This window comes from Paraburkholderia aspalathi, from assembly GCF_900116445.1.
GTDB lineage: Bacteria > Pseudomonadota > Gammaproteobacteria > Burkholderiales > Burkholderiaceae > Paraburkholderia > Paraburkholderia aspalathi.
The window spans coordinates 35,450-52,529 of sequence record NZ_FPBH01000011.1 but is presented as its reverse complement, the minus strand read 5'-3'; the positions used below and the strand labels follow the sequence as shown (position 1 = coordinate 52,529).

Sequence of the window (17,080 nt, the reverse complement as noted above, 5' to 3'; positions counted from 1 at the left end):
ATGCGAAGCCCGCGGCTACATGGCAGTGCGTAGCGGCGGATTCCTCGATTAACGAAACCCCTGGAGGTATTGAATGGCTACGAACGTTGTCTCCGTGCTGAACGATCTGGTCGAAACGTCGAAGGATGGCGAGAAGGGCTTTCGCAAGGCGGCAGAAGACGCGCATGACGCGCAGCTGAAATCGCTGTTTCTGTCGCGCGCCGAAGACTGCACGCGTGGTGCGCGTGAATTGCAGGATGCGGTTCAGGCGCTGGGCGGCAAGCCCGAAACAGGCGGCAGTATGAGCGGTGCGCTGCATCGCGGCTGGGTCGACGTGAAGTCGGCTGTGTCGGATCGCAGTGATCACGAGATCCTCGCCGAATGCGAAAAGGGCGAAGACGTTGCGAAAAAGCGCTATCACGACGCGCTTGAAAAGGAGTTGCCGCTGGACGTCCGGGCGCTGGTTGAGCGTCAGTACCAGGGCGTACTGCAAAACCATGATCGCGTGCGTGACTTACGCGATCAGTACGCTGCGGCCAAGCCGTAATTGCAGATAGAAAACTGCAGGTAGAAAAGGAAACCGGCGCTCACAAGAACGCCGGTTTTTTGAAGCTGGACAACAACAGCAGCGAAGACGCTGCTGTTGTTCCGCGCAGTTATTCCGCTACGACCTTCAGATGGTTCCTCACGCTCGAGACGCCATCTACGCCCTTCACGACTTCCCCTGCTGCGGCCTTGTCGTCAGACGAAGGCACTGAACCCGTGAGCCACACCACGCCCTTGCGGGTCTTCACGTGGATATGAGTCGATTTGACGTTCTTCGCGCTGAGCAGTTCGGCCTTGGCCTTGGTGGTGATGGTGCCGTCGTCGACGTGCTGACCGATAGTTTCGGATGCTGCCGACGGGGCCGAGCCGCTGGTTTGCGCCGTAGCGTTCAGAGCGAATGCGACACAAGCGATGCTGCCTGCGGTCTTCAGAAGTTGGATGGTCTTCATGGTTTCTCCTTCGGGTGTTGATAAAAAATGCGGTCTTGTTACCTGCGGTCGATCGCGGCCGAAACCGTTGATGACTCGCGTGGGGTCGTTGCCGCTACGGTTCCGTCAGGGCCCGTTATCGACACCGGACGATGGTCTATGCATGTGTTTCGTTTGCGTGGCTACGTTGCTGCTTGCGCTACCTCGCGATCGACTCGCGTGCAAAGACCCACGTCCGTCCACACCGTGTTGATTCGCAAGCTGTGTGCCCGGTACACCGCACGAATGCCCGATGCCGGGACAAGCCGGTGCTGCACATGCGTTTAGGCTGAGGAATAGAGGGGCGGCCACGTGCGGCGGGCTGTTCGACGGTCCGTAAGGCCGGCGACCGGAAATTGCCGGGTCCTTGTAAAAAGGGCGCGCGCCCACTGCGCAATTGGCGGGCCTGAAAAGGCAAAACTTAGAAAAAACAGTGTGTTGGGCGAGCTGGTATGACAGTTGCTCTACTGAGGCCAGATACCTTTTCCAAGCTATTAACGGGACCTCACTACAATGCCGTCAATCGAACTACGCGCAAGGCAGTCCCTCGCACTCACGCCGCGTCTGCAGCAATCGGTGCGTCTGTTGCAGTTGTCGTCTCTCGAGTTCCAGCAGGAGTTGCGCACTGCACTCGACACCAATCCGTTCCTCGAGTACGACTCGACCGACACGGAAGACGTCGCGCTCGCCACTGCAACGCCAGGCGATGACGTCGGTGGGACGCCCGCCACGGACACGGTCGCCGCGGCCGAACCTGAATCGTCACCGGTCGACAACAGCGCTGGCGACACAATGGAAAGCGCAGGGCAGGACGACATACCCGGCGACTTTTCGGGCGACTACAGCACCCGTAGTTCGACGCGCCAGAACGGCGACTCCGACAGTAGCGATCCCGCTGAATGGGCGCGTTCCCAACCGACCTTGCGCGAGCAGTTGCACGACTCGCTGCGTCTCTATCGACTCGACGACCGTGACCGCGCGGTGGCCCGTTTTATCATCGAGGCGCTCGATGACGACGGCTATCTGCGTCAGGAACTCTCCGAGCTCGCCGACAGCGTCGACCTCGAACCCGAACTGACTGAAGAAGAATTGCTGGTGGCGCTGCGCCTCGTGCAATCGCTCGATCGTCCCGGTCTTGGCGCCCGCTCGTTATCCGAATGTCTGTCGCTGCAGGTCAACGCGTTGCCCGCTGACACGCCTGGACGCGATGTGGCGCGGCAAATCGTCGACCATCACCTGGAGCGCCTCGCGCGTCGCGAACAGGCTGAACTGCAAAAGCAGATCGGCTGCAGCGCCGAGGAACTGCGGGTGGCCTGCGCGCTGGTGCGCAAGCTCGATCCGAAGCCGGGCAACAACTACGGCCGTACCGAAGACAACTACGTGGTGCCGGACGTGATCGTGCGTCAGGTGCGCAACAAATGGGCGGTGACGATCAACCCGGCCGTGCAGCCGCGCGCCCGCATCCATCGCATGTATGCCGAGCTGTTCGCGCAGTCGGCCGGTGCCAGCCGTTCGCCGCTCGCGCAGCAATTGCAGGAAGCTCGCTGGCTGATCCGCAATGCGCAGCAGCGCTTCGATACGATTCAACGCGTGGCCGAGTGCATCGTCGCGCATCAACGAGCCTTCTTCCAGTACGGTGAAATCGCGCTCAAGCCGATGGTGCTGCGCGATGTGGCCGAGGAACTCGGTTTGCACGAATCCACCATCTCGCGTGCGACCGGCAACAAATATATGGCCACGCCGCGCGGTATTTTCGAGTTCAAGCACTTCTTCCCGCGTGAACTCGGCACAGAAAGCGGCGGTACCTGTTCGGCCGCGGCCGTGCGCGCGTTGCTCAAGGAAATGATCGCCGCGGAGAACACCCACGATCCGCTGTCGGACGTGACGCTTGCGAAGATGCTCGCGGATCAGGGTGTACTGGTGGCGCGGCGTACCGTGGCGAAATATCGCCACTTGATGAAAGTGCCGCCGGCGGAATTGCGCCGCCAGGTTTAAACGCGTTGCCCTTCGGGGCCAGGGCTTCAGCGAAGCGCCACGCGAGTCTCAGTGCTCGCGTGGCGCTTTTTCGTATCTGGACGTTTCGCACGCGCCCCATTACATTGGCGGCTCAAGTCGAAACGGGGTGAGTTCCATGAAGTATTCGAATCTGGTTGAGCGTTTGCAGGGCAGGCGTACCTCGGCGTGGGAAATCCATCGTGTCGCTCAGCAGGCGCTCGCCAATGGCGAAGATGTGATCGTGCTGAGCGTCGGCGACCCCGATTTCGCGACGCCCGCGCCGATCGTCGAGCGCGCCATCGAAGCGTTGCGTAGCGGCGATACGCATTACAGCGCCGTGTCCGGGCGTGAGCCGGCGCGCGCGGCGATTGCCGAAGACCATGCGCGCACCACGGGTTGCGCCGTAAGCGCGGCCAACGTGATCCTGACTGCGGGGGCGCAGAACGGCGTGTTCGCCACCTCGTTGTGCCTGCTGGAAGCGGGCGACGAAGTGATCGTCCCCGAGCCGATGTACCTCACATACGAAGCCTGCGTGCGCGCCGCGGGCGCCACGCTTGTGCCGGTGCCGGTCGATCCGGCGCGGGCGTTTCACCTCGACTGCGACGCGCTCGAAGCGGCCATCACGCCGCGCACCCAAGCCATTTTCTTCGCGACACCGTGTAATCCGACCGGCGTGGTGATGCCGCGCGCCGATCTGGAACGCATCGCGCGGATCGCGTGCGAGCACGACCTGTGGGTGCTCTCCGATGAGGTCTATGCCGATCTCACGTTCGAGCGTGAGCACGTGAGCATCGCGGCGTTGCCAGGTATGGCGGAGCGCACGGTGACGCTCGGCAGTCTGTCGAAATCGCATGCCATGGCGGGCTGGCGCGTGGGTTGGGCGATCGGGCCCGCCACGCTGATCGAGCATATGGGGCGGCTCGCCTTGGCAATGCTGTATGGCTTGCCAGGTTTCATCCAGCAGGCTGCATTGACCGCGCTGCAGAACAAGGCGCCGATCGTCGCCGAGATGCGCGAGATTTACCGGCGCCGCCGCGACGTCGTGTTCGAGCGCCTGCACCGCGTGCCGGGCTTGCGTTGCCTGTTGCCGGAAGCCGGCATGTTCATGATGGTCGACGTCAGCGGCACGGGCCTCGATACAGTCGATTTCACCTGGCAACTGTTTCGGGCACAAGGCGTGTCGTTGCTTGACGCCAGCGCCTTCGGCGAGACCGCGAATGGTTTTGTGCGGTTGGGTTTTGTGGTCGACGAGGCAAGCCTGATCGATGCTTGCGAACGGATTGCTGCGTTCGTCGGTGGATTGCCGGTGCGTACGAACGTGTAGGCTGTGAACAGGAAAGCCGCTGCTGTATGTGGCGGGCGCGGGCTAGCCTGGCAGGCAGCGGCAAGTCGTTGAACGGTATAATTCCTGCACTTTGACGCACCCGTTCGAAGGTGCGCTCATGCCGTCGTCCACGGCTTCGCCAACCAGGCTTCATCAATCAGGCTCCATTAACCAGGCTTCAACCCGCGCCGCCCATGCCATTTCTCCCGATCCAGTCCTTCACGCGCAAACGACTTTCCGACGTGGTGTCCGACCAGATCAAGCAACTGATCTCGGACGGCGCGCTAATGCCCGGTGACCGCTTGCCGGCCGAACGCGATCTGGCCACGCAGCTCGGGGTGTCGCGGCCGTCGTTGCGGGAAGCGTTGATCAGGCTGGAAGCGGACGGGTATATTGAAACGTCGGGGCGGGGCGGCTTCACGGTCGTCGACGTCACCGCGCCGATCATCTCCAAGCCGCTCGCGGAACTGCTACTGCAAAATCCGCGCACCAGTGCCGATATTCTCGAACTGCGCCAGGGTCTCGAATCGATTTCGACGGTGTATGCCGCCGAGCGCGCCACGCCAGCCGATCTGCAGAAGATCACCGAGGCGTTCGAAGCATTGAAGGCCGGTTCGCAGTCGCAAGACCGTGTGAATCTCGCGGAACTGGATGCCGCGTTTCATCTCGCCATCGCGGACTCCACACATAACATCGCGCTCGCGCATGTGATGCACGGCATCCATACGCTGATTCGCGAAGGCATGCGCCAGTACCATCGTCTGATCGACTACGACGACGCGATGGAAAAGCAGTTGATGAGCCAGCATCAGGCCATCTACGACGCAGTCATCGCCCGCGACGCACAAAAGGCGCGCAAGGCCGCCGAGCGTCATCTGACCTATGTGCGCGAGATGTACAAGGACGACGCGGCGAGACCGTCGCCGAGCGTGATTTCCTGAGTTGCCGGCCTCTGGCCGACGCCTCATTTCCTGATTTGCTGACCTCCTGACCACCGCTTTTGCCCACGCGCGGGCAGCGGGTTGCGTGCGCCCATAACCGCGCTGAGGCCTGTCCAGTCTGCTTCACCAACGTTCTCGCGGTTGACACCGCCCGGCGACTTCCTTATATTTCTTGGTCAGACCAACAATACCAGTCTTACTGACCGGCCGCGAACACGCTGTCGGCAGGAAACGCGTGCGCCGCCATGATTCCGCACTAAAGTAAGTGAATCAGCGGCCGCCGCACTTCATTCAAATGAGCCTATGAAAGTCGCCCTGTTTATCCCGTGCTTCATCGATGCGTTCTATCCCGAAGTAGGGATCGCCACGCTCGAGCTGCTTGAACGCTTCGGCATCGAGGTCGACTATCCGCAGGAGCAAACCTGCTGCGGCCAGCCGATGGCCAACAGCGGCGCGCACACCGAGGCAGCCGGCGCCGAGCGCGTGTTTGCGCGCAACTTCGCCGGCTACGACTACATCGTCGGACCGTCGGCGAGTTGCATTCATCACGTGCGCGAGCATCTGACCGCGCTCGAGCAGACTGATGAAGTCAGAAAGGTTCGCGCCAACGCCTACGAACTCGTCGAGTTTCTGCACGACGTGGTCGGTGCGCGTGAGTTTCCGTGGGCCGAGTTTCCGCATCGCGTGGGTCTGCATAACAGTTGCAGCGCGCTACGGCATCTGAAGGAAGCGTCGGTCTCGGAGATCTCCGCGCTGCCGTTTTCGAAACCGCGCACCTTGCTTGAAGGCGTGAAAGGCATCGAATTCGTCAAACCGTCGCGGCCCGACGAATGCTGCGGTTTCGGCGGCACGTTCTCGGTGACCGAAGAGCCGGTGTCGGTGCGCATGGGGCAGGACAAGGTTCGCGATCATCTCAACGCGGGCGCGGAGTACATCGTGTCGGGCGACATGTCGTGCCTGATGCACCAGCAAGGTTGCGCGGAACGCATGAAAGCCGACGCACGCTTCATCCATATCGCGCAGGTTCTCAATGGAGCACGCGCATGAGCCGCGTCGATCACGCGAAAGCCGCGGGCGCTTTCATCAGGAAGACGGAGCACGTCGCGTTTCACGACAAACGTCTATGGGATTTGCGTGAGAAGCGCGATGCGCAGGCGCACGGCATCCCGGAGTGGGAGACGCTGCGCGAACTGGCATCGGGTATCAAGGAACACACGCTGTCGCATCTGTCCAACTATCTCGAACAGTTCGCCGCTGCGGCCGAAGCAAATGGTGTCGTGGTGCATTGGGCCGCGACCGCCGAAGAGCACAATGCGCTGGTCCACCAGATCATGTCCGAGCGCGGCATGACCACGCTCGTCAAAAGCAAGTCGATGCTCACCGACGAATGCAAGATGCGCGAGTATCTCGAACCGCGCGGCATCACGGTGATGGAGACCGATCTCGGCGAGCGCATCCAGCAGCTCGATCATCAGGACCCGAGCCATATGGTGGTGCCCGCGGTCCATAAACTACGCGCCGATGTGGCTGAACTGTTCGGTCGAACCATCGGCACCGATCCGCAAAACAGCGATATTCACTACCTCGCTGAAAGCCAGCGGATGAATACGCGGCCGTATTTCGTGCGCGAGAAAACGGCGGGCATGACGGGCTGCAATTTCGCGGTGGCGGAGACGGGCACGGTGGTCGTGTGTACGAACGAGGGCAATGCCGACCTGTCGGCGAATGTGCCGCCGTTGCATATCGCGTCGATCGGTATCGAGAAGCTGATTCCAAAGGTGTCGGACCTCGGCGTATTTATCCGCATGCTGTCGCGCAGCGCGCTCGGTTCGCCGATTACGCAGTACACCTCGCATTTCCGGGCACCGCGTCCGGGCGCCGAGATGCACTTCATCCTCGTCGATCATGGCCGCTCGGAGCGGCTTGCGATGGAGGATTTCTGGTATTCGCTCAAATGCATTCGCTGCGGCGCGTGTATGAACACGTGCCCGGTGTATCGGCGCAGTGGCGGCTTGTCGTATGGCGGCACGTATTCGGGGCCGATCGGCGCAATCATCAATCCGACCTTCGACCTGAAGCGTTATAGCGCGTTGCCGTTCGCGTCGACGCTAAACGGCAGTTGCACGAATGTGTGTCCGGTGAAGATCAATATTCACGAGCAGATCTACAAATGGCGAACGGTGATCGCAGAACGTCATGAGGTGCCATTCGTGAAGCAGGAAGTGCTGAAGATGGCGGGGCGCCTGCTTGCGAGTCCGACGCTGTATCGGGCGACAGTGTCGTCGATGGGCGGCGCGCTGCGGCGTTTGCCGAATTTCGTGCTGTATAACCCGCTCAACATCTGGGGCCGGCAGCGTGAGTTGCCGGAGGCGCCGAAGCTGACCTTCCACGCCTGGTACAAGAAGAATCGTGGAGGTGGCGATGGCAACGCGTGAAGCTTTTCTGGCGAAGGTGCGTGACGCGCAGCCGCCGGCGCGCCCACGGCCCGATGTGCCGCTGTTCGCTTCGGCGGGCGGGGACTTGCGGGCGCGCTTCACGGCAGCATTGCAGGCGATGGGCGGCACGTGCGTCGAAGCGCCGGCTGCGGGTGACGTGCTTGCGCTGATCCGTGAGCGGTTCGGCGATGCGGCGTCGGTGGCGTCGGCGACGCCCGAAGTGCCCGGCACGCGCGTGATTACCGCCGAAACCGAACCGGCTTCGTTGCAGGATATCGAGGTGGGCGTGGTGCGGGGGCGCTTCGGTGTGGCTGAAACCGGCTCGGTGTGGTTCAGCGAGCGCGAGTATGTGGTCAACTCGCTGGGGTACATCGTGCAGCATCTGGTGGTGCTGCTCGATCCGGCGCAGTTGCTCGACGGCTTGCAGGACGTGTACCGTCGCGACGACTTCCGCGATGCGCGCTATGCGGCGCTGGTCACCGGCCCTTCGGCCACCGCGGATATCGAAGGCGTGCTGATTCGTGGTGCGCAGGGGGTGCGATCGTTGACAGTGGTTTGGATGGCGGCACCGCAGGCACAGCGAGGAATCTAGCGCGTGAGCGGGCTCCCGGTCACGCTGCTTTGGCTTTTGCCGATCGCAGCAGAACTTCGGCGGCAGTCCAAGCCTGCGAAGCCGGCCCGGGATCATTCGCCGCGCGTGCGTTGACGGTTGCCCCGTCGAGCAACATCATGAAGACATCCCCAAGGCGTTTTGCCTCAGACGCCGGCATGAGACCCTGCAGCAGTTCCGCTATCCAGGTGGTCATCTTTGTCCGATATTGGATGGCTACGCCCGAGATCTTGGGGTACTCGGTGCCAAACTCCGCCAGTGCGCGTTCAAACAGGCAACCCGCGAATTCTGGCGTCGCGAACCAGTCGCCATACCAGTCGAAAATTGCCTTGACCCGTTCCTCCGGAAGCTCAAGCGTCTGCAGACGGGCTTCGATACTGCCGACGATCAGCGCATAGCGTTGCAGCAGCACCTCCCGGATCAATTCGTCCTTGCCTGAAAAGTGGCGGTATAGCGTCATTCGCGCAACGCCGGAGTCGTCGATGATCCAGTCCACGCCGACGGCCTGGAAACCGTGCATCGAAAATAGTTGGGTGGCTTTATCGACGACAAGTTGTCGTTTGCTTGCACGCATGCAGATCAGCTCTCACTTGGGCTTGTTTCAAAAAATCTTAACACCAGACGTAACTCAGCTTCGTTGCCGTCTTTGTAGAACGATCTATATCATATGCGTGACATTCTGCCTACATATAGGAAAACGCGTTTTCTGGATTGGCCGGGGCCGGCCCAGGCGATTTCGGGCGACGAGGACCAGTGAGCGGATTCTCCATGCGCATACGGAGCGGGTATCGACGCGTACTTATATTTTGATATCATCACTGTATAAACATACAGGTTTCGTAAACGCTCCGTGGCGATAGATGCTCCGTCGGACCCCCGTTCTGGTGTCCCTTATTACCTGCTGAACTTCGAGCGTGCGCTGGCGTGGCTCGCCGAGCGTTACGACGATCTGCTGGACGCGCGCGAACACGGTTTCCTGCGCGATTTCGCCGCTTTGCCGCAACCCTCGCGCGCGTTGCTGGTTCGCATGCTGATGCGCAAGGGCACGCTGTTCCGCGCCAGCCGCCTGTCTTATGACGAGATCGGTTGCCCTTTGCAGGCAGTTGCACCCTTGGCAATGCTCGGTTGGGTCGACACGGAACCCGTTCTGACGCTCGACGATCTGTTCGCGCTCACCACGCGCCCCGAATTGCTGCTGATCTTGGCGGACGCCATCGCGTTGATTCCCGGCGCGAAAGGCTTGCGCAAACCCGATCTGCTGGAAACGCTGCGGCCGTTTTACGAAAGCGAAGGAGCGGGTGAGGGCGAATGCGACGAACGAGGCGTCACCGCGCAGCCGTTGTCCGCGTGGCACGCCCAGACCACCGACCGCGTCTTCCACGTCGCCATCGCGCCCCTTTGCGAGCGTCTGCGCCTGATGTTCTTCGGCAATCTGCAGCAGGACTGGTCGGAGTTCGTGCTCGCCGATCTTGGTGTGTTCCAGTATGAGAAGGTTGCGTTCGCGCCGTCGTCGCGCGCCTTCCAGCAACGCGCGGACGTCGACGTTTATCTTGCGTTGCATGCATGCCGCGAAGCGCTCGAATGGCTCCCCGCGGGTAACGCGGAGTCAGAGGCGATCGACGAGCTCGTCGTCGCGATTGCTGCGATCGAAACCTCAAACCCGTGGCTCGAAACGCGTCGCGCGAAACTGCTGTTTCGTATCGGCCAGCATTGTGAGCGTCAACAGAACTGGCGCGCAGCGCTCGCTGTCTATGAGCGCTGCGCGTGGCCTGGCGCGCGCCATCGGCGCTTGCGAGTGCTGGAACGCAGTGAGCGATTTGACGAAGCCTTCGCCCTCGCTTTGCAAGCCGCTGCGAAACCTGAAAGCGAAGAGGAAGCGCAGCGCATCGAGCGCATGTTGCCGCGTTTGCAGCGCAAGCGCGGCGAGCGGGTGGCACGTGTAGCTGCAGCTCGCCCGGTCGAGCGCAGCACACTGGTTTTGCCGAGGCCAGACGCGCCACAACCGGTCGAATACGTCGCCCGGGACCATCTGACTTGCGACGCGGCGCCGGTTCATTACGTTGAAAACGCGCTGATCAACTCGCTGTTCGGCTTGCTGTGCTGGGAGCCGGTGTTCTCGGCGCTGCCCGGCGCGTTTTTTCACCCGTTCCAGCGCGGTCCGGCCGATCTGCATGCGCCTGATTTTCATGCGCGCCGCGCCGCGCAATTCGCCGCGTGTCTCGCGCAACTCGACAGCAGCGCCTATCGCGAGACGATTCTGCGGCATCTGCAAAGCAAGGCGGGATTGCAATCGCCGTTTGTATTCTGGGGCTTGCTGACGCAGGAACTGGTCGAGTTGGCGCTCGACTGCCTGCCTGCCGCGCATCTGAAACTATGGTTCGAGCGCTTGCTGCGTGACATCCGCGGCAACCGTTCGGGCCTGCCGGACCTGATCCGGTTCTGGCCGGCCGAGCGCCGTTACGAGTTGATCGAAGTGAAAGGCCCCGGCGACCGCTTGCAGGACAACCAGATCCGCTGGCTCGCGTACTGCGCGCAGCACGGCATGCCGGTGCGCGTGCTCGACGTGCGATGGGCCGATGAAGAGATCGTCGCGTCGGAAGTCGTGACGGAGATCACGCCGTGACCTACGTGGTCGCCGTCCGGGCGATGTGCGAATTCACTGCGCGGCGAGGCGATCTGGATCTGCGCTTCACGCCCGCGCCCACCTCGCTGGAGGGCATGGCCGGCCATGTGACGGTCGCCGGGCGGCGCGCGAGCGGCTACGAAGCCGAAATTACGCTGACCGGCACGCATCGCGGTTTGACCGTGCGTGGCCGCGCCGACGGTTACGACCCGGTGTCGAACCGTCTGGAAGAGATCAAGACCCATCGTGGCGCGCTCGAACGGATGCCCGCCAATCACCGCACGCTGCATTGGGCGCAGGCGCTGGTGTATGGTCACCTGTTGTGCCAGACCCGTTCGCTCGCCGAATTGACTGTCGCGCTGGTGTATTTCGATGTCGGCAGTCAGAAGGAAACCTTGCTGACCGAAACGCACACGGCGCGTGAGCTGGAGATTTTCTTCGTCGAGCAATGCGAACGCTTTCTCGATTGGGCCGTGCAGGAAGAGGCGCACCGCGCCGCGCGCAACGCCGCGCTCAGTGCGTTGCAGTTTCCGCATGGGCAATTCCGCAGTGGTCAGCGCGAGCTGGCGGTGTCGGTGTATCGCGCGGCGCGTGACGGCAAGCCCTTGATGGCGCAGGCGCCGACCGGCATCGGCAAGACGCTGGCGACGATTTTTCCGCTGCTCAAGGCGTGTGCGTCGGATCAGATCGACCGTGTGTTCTTCCTGACCGCGAAGACGCCGGGCCGCGCACTTGCCCTCGATGCGATCGAAACACTCCATCAAAGCGCCGAGCCGACTTCCGCGCGCTTGCCGCTGAGAACCCTGGAACTGGTCGCGCGCGACAAGGCTTGCGAGCATCCCGACAAGGCCTGCAACGGCGAGTCCTGTCCGCTCGCACGAGGCTTCTATGACCGGCTCGACGCGGCACGCAGCGCGGCGTTGGCCGGACCGCGGCTCGACCGGGCGTCGGTGCGCGAAGCGGCGCTCGGGCACGACGTCTGCCCGTACTATCTCGCGCAGGAACTGGCGCGCTGGTCCGACGTGGTGGTCGGCGATTACAACTACTACTACGACAGCAGCGCGATGCTGTACGCGCTCACGCAGATCAATCAATGGCGCGTCGGCGTGCTGGTCGACGAGGCGCACAACCTGCTCGAGCGGGCACGGCGCATGTACAGCGCGACGCTCGACCAGGCGGCGTTTCGGCTCGCCCGCAAAACCGCGCCCGCGACGTTGAAGAAGCCGCTTGAACGGCTTCAGCGCGAGTGGAACGCCGTCAAGCGCGCTCAGACTGACGCGTATCAGGTCTACCCCGACGTCCCCGGCAAACTGCTTTCGGCCGCACAGAATCTGATCGGCGCAGTGACGGATCAACTCGCCGAAGCCCCGCTTTCCATCGACGAAGCCTCGCTGCGATTTTTCTTCGACGCCATGCATTTCGTCGCGCTGGCGGAGCAATTCGGCGAGCATTCGATTTTCGACATCACCCTCACCACGGATCGCTACGCGCCGCGCGACAAAAGCAGCAGCATGCTGTGCGTGCGCAACGTGATCCCGGCGCCGTTCCTCGCAGGGCGTTATGCTGCCGCGCGGACCACGGTGATGTTTTCGGGCACGCTCAACCCGCATCATTTCTATCGCGACACGCTGGGTTTGCCGGAGCGGACGAACTGGCTCGAGGTCGAAGGGCCGTTTCGCGCCGAACAGTTGCAGGTGCGTGTGGCCGGCAACGTATCCACGCGCTGGCGTGATCGCGAACGCTCGCTCCTGCCCATCGTCGATCTGATCGCCAAGCAGTACGCCGCGCAGCCGGGCAATTATCTCGGCTTCCTGAGCAGCTTCGAGTATCTGCAACAGGTGATGGGCTTGATGCGCTCGCGTCATCCGGAATTGCCAATATGGGCACAGGAACAGGGAATGGACGAGGCCGCGCGCGACGCGTTCCTCGCGCGCTTTCGCACCATGAACCAGGGCGTTGGCTTCGCGGTGCTAGGGGGCGCGTTCTCCGAGGGTATCGATCTGGTCGGGCAGCAGCTGATTGGCGCCTTCATCGCGACGCTCGGCCTGCCGCAGATGAACGACGTCAACGAGCAGATGCGCCGCACGATGGACGCGAAGTTTGGCAATGGCTACGACTACATGTACCTATATCCTGGCTTGCAGAAGGTCGTGCAGGCCGCCGGCCGCGTGATTCGCACGGAGCAGGATCAAGGGGTGGTGCATCTGATCGACGACCGGTACCGGCGGCCGGAAGTGCGGCGGCTGTTGCCGCGCTGGTGGCAGGTGCAATAAGCAAGCACAATGAGCCGCTCATCGCTGGCTCGCAAGCCCATCTCTTTACCTCCCAGGTAATCGACCTGCCTACACCCGCCAGGCAAAGTGGCGGCACGGCACAACGATTCCAACCCAAGGTAAGGAGGCTTCAATGAACGCGACCGCACCGTATCTCACCGACGAGCCCAACACGATCCGCACCGCCGACCACACGCGCCTGTTCTACCGCGATTGGGGGCAAGGCGCGCCGCTCGTGTTCCTGTCCGGCTGGACGCTGAATTCCGACATGTGGTCGTATCAGATGGAGCCGCTATCGCGCCTCGGCTGCCGCTGCATCGCCTATGACCGCCGCGGCCACGGCCGGTCGAGCGATCCCGGGCGTGGCTACGACTTCGACACGCTCGCCGACGATCTCGACAGCGTGCTCAGCACACTCGATCTGAACAATGTGACACTGGTCGCGCATTCGATCGCGAGCGGCGAAGCGGTGCGTTACCTGACGCGGCACGGTTCGGAACGCGTGGCCCGGATTGCATTCATCGCGCCGGCAGCCACGCCGTATCTGCTGAAAACCGAAGACAACCCGAGCGGGATCGACGCCGCATTATTCGAGCAAGGCCGCCTCGCGCTGAGCCGTTCCTTCCCCGACTGGATCGAGGCGAATGCCGCGCCGTACTTCGGCCCGGGTGTGTCGCGCGCGCCGCTCGACTGGACGATCCGCATGATGCTGCAAACCTCGCATCAGGCCATGCTCGAACTCGCCCGCGTCCAGACCATCACCGATTTCCGCGCGGAATTGGCCCGCGTCCGGGTGCCGTCGCTCGTCGTGCACGGTGATCGGGACGCCTCTGCACCGCTCGAGCTGACCGGACGGCCGACCGCGGCGCTGATCGAAGGCGCTTCATTGAACGTCTACGAAGGCGCCGGCCACGGCCTGTACTTCACTCATGCGGAGAAGCTGAACCAGGATTTGCTGGCGTTCCTGGGCCACCGGCCGGTTTAGGGTCGACCGGCACTTGATCTTCAACCGGCGCGTCGGCCTTGCCGGCCGCCGCTTTCAGCGAGGCGTCGGCAGGCGCTGTTGAAGCCGGTTCGCTCTTCGCAGCAGCGTTGGGGCCTACGTCCGGCGCGCCGTTCGATTCGACTTTGGCCGGTACGCTCTCAGGGTCCCACGTCAGCAAATGCCGCTGCGGGTTCGCGATTTCGATGCCGCGCGCGCTGAACTGGTCGAGAATGCGCCGGTTGAATTCGCGCTGCACGCCCCAGCGCGCGGTGTCGCGGCATTGGATCTGCCCGGCCAGCGTGACCGCCGAACCGTCCACGCCGTCCACGCCCCAGAAGCTGAAGTCGGACAGGATGCCGTCCTTGAACTTCTCGTCTTCGCGCAGCGCGGCGCCGATTTCCTTCAGCGTGGCGATTGCCAGATCGACGTCCTCGCCGAACACGATATTCACTTTCACCGCGGCATTGCCGAGTCCGCGATTGGTGTTGTTCACCGTCGTGACCGAACTGAATGGCACGGTGAAGAGCGAACCGTCGCTGCCGCGCAAGCGAACGGTGCGGATCGACAGATATTCAACCGTACCCGATACGCCCGCGAGCGTGACCCAGTCGCCGACCTGCATGGCGTTTTCCATCAACAGGAACATGCCGGTGATGAAATCCTGCACCAGCTTTTGCGAGCCGAAGCCGAGCGCCACGCCGAAAATACTCGCGCCCGCCAGCAGCGGCCCGATGTTCACACCGAGTTCGCTCAGGCCGGTGAGCACCACGACCAGCGCGATCACGCAAAAGAGCGCGCTGCGCAGCATCGGCAGCAGGGTACGCAGACGTGCGGCGCGCACGAGGTCGCCGCTGGTGGTCCAACGGTCCAGCCGCCGTTCGATCGACACGTTGGCGCCTTCCCACACCACCAGCGCGATCACCGCGGCGACCCCGATCGTGACCAGCGCCGAAGCCAGCCGATGGCCGATCGACCCGGCCCGGAACAGTTCGCCCACGTCGACGCCCCAAACCTGCAGCAGCGCGAGCGCGGTGACAATGCCGATGAGCCACGCGACGACCCGCCGCAGCAGCGGGTAATAGCGGTAGGCATGCTGTTGCACGAGCGACTTCTCCGCGTCGCCCTGTACGTTGAAGAGCCGCGCCATGGCGCCGAAAATTACGATCGCGACGACTCGCGCGCCCACCAGAATCGCCAGCGTAATACCGCCGAGATGCAGCAGGGTGCGATAGCCGTTCTGCACGTCGAGCGCCCAGATGAACCACAGCGCCATCACCACGAACGCCGCGAATCCGGCCCACGCATCGGCGAGCGCGTTGCCGAACATTTCCAGCGATTCGCTCGCGGCAAAGCGCCTGCGGATCAATTCGCCGACCGGCTTCCTGCATTTCAGAATCAGAATCGAGATCATGATGTGGCCGGCGAGCGCGACCACTTTCATCAGCGCGAGATGCGCCGCGTCGTTCAAGCCGAGCGACTGCGCGATCTCCGCGATCGCCGAACCGGCGCCGACCACGGCGACGATCCGTACGATCCAGCGCTGCACGAAAGCAGCCCACGCATCGCTCATGCGCAACAGGCGCAGGCGGGGCGCGCTCGGCTGCAGGAAGAAGCCGCTGACGATCACAATCAGGCGGCACAGCACGTAGATGTCGATCAGCGAATCGAGCGCGCGGTCCTGCGGCGTGCCGTCCTCGGTGACGATCGACATCAGCGCGCTCGCGGCGCCGACGAACACCGCCAGCGGCAACAGGCGCAGCACCATCGTCAGGAGCGCGCGCGGCAGGCGCTGCAGCAGCGTCAGGTGATGCACGGCCTTCTGCTCGCCTTTGGCGTCGGTGGCTTTGCCGGTGGTGGGCGTAGGCGTTGCTATGGCCGCGCCGGGCTTCGCCGCCTGTGCCGTTGCATCGGGCGAAGCCGGTGAAACGGGCAGCGGCGGCGCGGCATTCGGCGCATCGGCCGGTTGCGGCTGGACGTCGACGGGCAGGTCGGCTTGCGATGCCCCGTCTTCATCGCCACGTTCGCGGCGCGCGGCAAGGGCCATGTACGCACGGCGCAACAGGCGGCGCGCGAGCCATTCGAGCGCGAGCGCGGGCAGCAGTGCCGCCAGCAGCGACCATGCGACCTGGCCGAGCACGCCGCGCGCTTGCGGGCTGGTCGATTGCCAATGCCACCAGGCACGCACCGAAGCGAGGTCAAGCAGCGCGGCGACCGAACTGCGCAATGACTTGCCGAGGTGTACAGCCCAATGCGCGCCCTGACGCGCCAGTTGCGAGGCGAGGCCATTGGACTTGAAGGCGGCTGGGACGAGCGCGCTGGCGCTGCTGCCCGCGGCGGGTGCCGACGCAGCCGCGGCCGTGGAGGCCGGTGGAGCGCTGAGTGCGCCCGCTGCGGCGATTGCCTGTAGCGTGTCGCTGACTTGCGCGCGGCGTGTGGGGTCATTGAGGACGCTGAGGGCCTGGCGGGCCTGTTCGGGCGTCAGGGTAGGCGCGACGCCGGATGCGGCTGAGGCGGCGGGTTGCGCCGCGGCAGCAAAGACCGGCGAGGCGCTCAGAAGGAGAAAAATGACAAGCCAGGCTTGGAGTTTTTTGCGCATAGGGTGTAAGGCGGGGTACCAGGTGCGAACGGCGGTGCCGGGACGCGCAGGTCGATTCGGCGGGGTGACCTTGGACCGACACGCGTTTAGTCGTACAAGTTCCATCCGCGGCGGGTATTGGTGTTCACACGGAGGTTCGGCCAGTTGGTCCGAATTGTAACGTCAGGCAGCAGAAAGCTTGCCCGACCGAGGCGCAGTCCGCGGCGTAGCGCGCAAGGTCGCGCGGCTTGAAACCTACTGAGGCGGCAGGCGCCGTGGGACAAGCGGCCATGCGCGGACGCAGCCCCGCGCGGGGCTGCGTCGTCA

General features: G+C 63.2%; 13 protein-coding genes. 10 read left to right on the top strand and 3 right to left on the bottom strand.

From position 1 onward, the window contains the following. Nucleotides 1–73 precede the first annotated feature (73 nt). A complete protein-coding gene (locus BM438_RS18225; RefSeq protein ID WP_093635843.1) occupies nt 74–526 on the top strand; it encodes a ferritin-like domain-containing protein in 453 nt (150 codons plus the stop codon). A 109-nt stretch (nt 527–635) separates the two neighbouring features. Here the strand turns inward: BM438_RS18225 and BM438_RS18220 are convergent, their stop codons facing one another. Further along, nucleotides 636–974 (bottom strand): BON domain-containing protein, encoded by a 339-nt coding sequence (locus BM438_RS18220; RefSeq protein ID WP_054035360.1) that lies wholly within the window; start codon nt 972–974, stop codon nt 636–638. A 531-nt stretch (nt 975–1,505) separates the two neighbouring features. Here BM438_RS18220 and BM438_RS18215 point away from each other — a divergent pair. The 6 genes from BM438_RS18215 (at nt 1,506) to BM438_RS18190 (ending at nt 8,279) form a co-directional block, all read left to right on the top strand. Further along, nucleotides 1,506–2,987: an RNA polymerase factor sigma-54 gene (locus BM438_RS18215; RefSeq protein ID WP_093635841.1), complete on the top strand. Its 1,482-nt coding sequence runs from the start codon at nt 1,506–1,508 to the stop codon at nt 2,985–2,987. Between the two features lie 136 nt (nt 2,988–3,123). Beyond that, the gene (locus BM438_RS18210) at nt 3,124–4,311 is read left to right on the top strand and encodes a pyridoxal phosphate-dependent aminotransferase (protein ID WP_093635839.1); all 1,188 of its coding nucleotides are present in this window, start codon (nt 3,124–3,126) and stop codon (nt 4,309–4,311) included. 194 nt (nt 4,312–4,505) lie between these two features. Then, nucleotides 4,506–5,252, top strand: a complete 747-nt coding sequence (locus BM438_RS18205) for a FadR/GntR family transcriptional regulator (RefSeq protein WP_093635837.1) — start codon at nt 4,506–4,508, stop codon at nt 5,250–5,252. 303 nt (nt 5,253–5,555) lie between these two features. After that, entirely contained in the window at nt 5,556–6,299 is a 744-nt protein-coding gene (locus BM438_RS18200; RefSeq protein ID WP_093635835.1) for a (Fe-S)-binding protein, read from the top strand. Beyond that, a complete protein-coding gene (locus tag BM438_RS18195; protein WP_093635833.1) occupies nt 6,296–7,687 on the top strand; it encodes a lactate utilization protein B in 1,392 nt (463 codons plus the stop codon). Before BM438_RS18200 ends, BM438_RS18195 begins: the two co-directional genes overlap by 4 nt. Continuing rightward, the gene (locus BM438_RS18190) at nt 7,674–8,279 is read left to right on the top strand and encodes a LutC/YkgG family protein (protein ID WP_093635831.1); all 606 of its coding nucleotides are present in this window, start codon (nt 7,674–7,676) and stop codon (nt 8,277–8,279) included. The genes BM438_RS18195 and BM438_RS18190 overlap by 14 nt, the downstream gene beginning before the upstream one ends. A 19-nt stretch (nt 8,280–8,298) precedes the next feature. On the opposite strand, the gene BM438_RS18185 is transcribed toward BM438_RS18190, so the two are convergent. After that, complete coding sequence (locus tag BM438_RS18185; protein ID WP_093635828.1) at nt 8,299–8,871, bottom strand: TetR/AcrR family transcriptional regulator; 573 nt, start codon at nt 8,869–8,871, stop codon at nt 8,299–8,301. A 276-nt stretch (nt 8,872–9,147) separates the two neighbouring features. Between BM438_RS18185 and BM438_RS18180 the strand changes: the two genes are divergently transcribed. From BM438_RS18180 to BM438_RS18170, 3 genes are all read left to right on the top strand, one after another. Continuing rightward, complete coding sequence (locus BM438_RS18180) at nt 9,148–10,920, top strand: VRR-NUC domain-containing protein (RefSeq protein ID WP_093635826.1); 1,773 nt, start codon at nt 9,148–9,150, stop codon at nt 10,918–10,920. Next, a complete protein-coding gene (locus BM438_RS18175) occupies nt 10,917–13,193 on the top strand; it encodes an ATP-dependent DNA helicase (protein ID WP_093635824.1) in 2,277 nt (758 codons plus the stop codon). The genes BM438_RS18180 and BM438_RS18175 overlap by 4 nt, the downstream gene beginning before the upstream one ends. A 133-nt stretch (nt 13,194–13,326) precedes the next feature. Next, nucleotides 13,327–14,178: an alpha/beta fold hydrolase gene (locus tag BM438_RS18170; RefSeq protein WP_093635822.1), complete on the top strand. Its 852-nt coding sequence runs from the start codon at nt 13,327–13,329 to the stop codon at nt 14,176–14,178. Here BM438_RS18170 and BM438_RS18165 read toward each other — a convergent pair. Next, on the bottom strand, nt 14,117–16,774 hold the full coding sequence (locus BM438_RS18165; protein ID WP_093635820.1) for a mechanosensitive ion channel family protein: 2,658 nt from the start codon (nt 16,772–16,774) through the stop codon (nt 14,117–14,119). The two genes, BM438_RS18170 and BM438_RS18165, sit on opposite strands and share 62 nt — an antisense overlap. Nucleotides 16,775–17,080 lie beyond the last annotated feature (306 nt).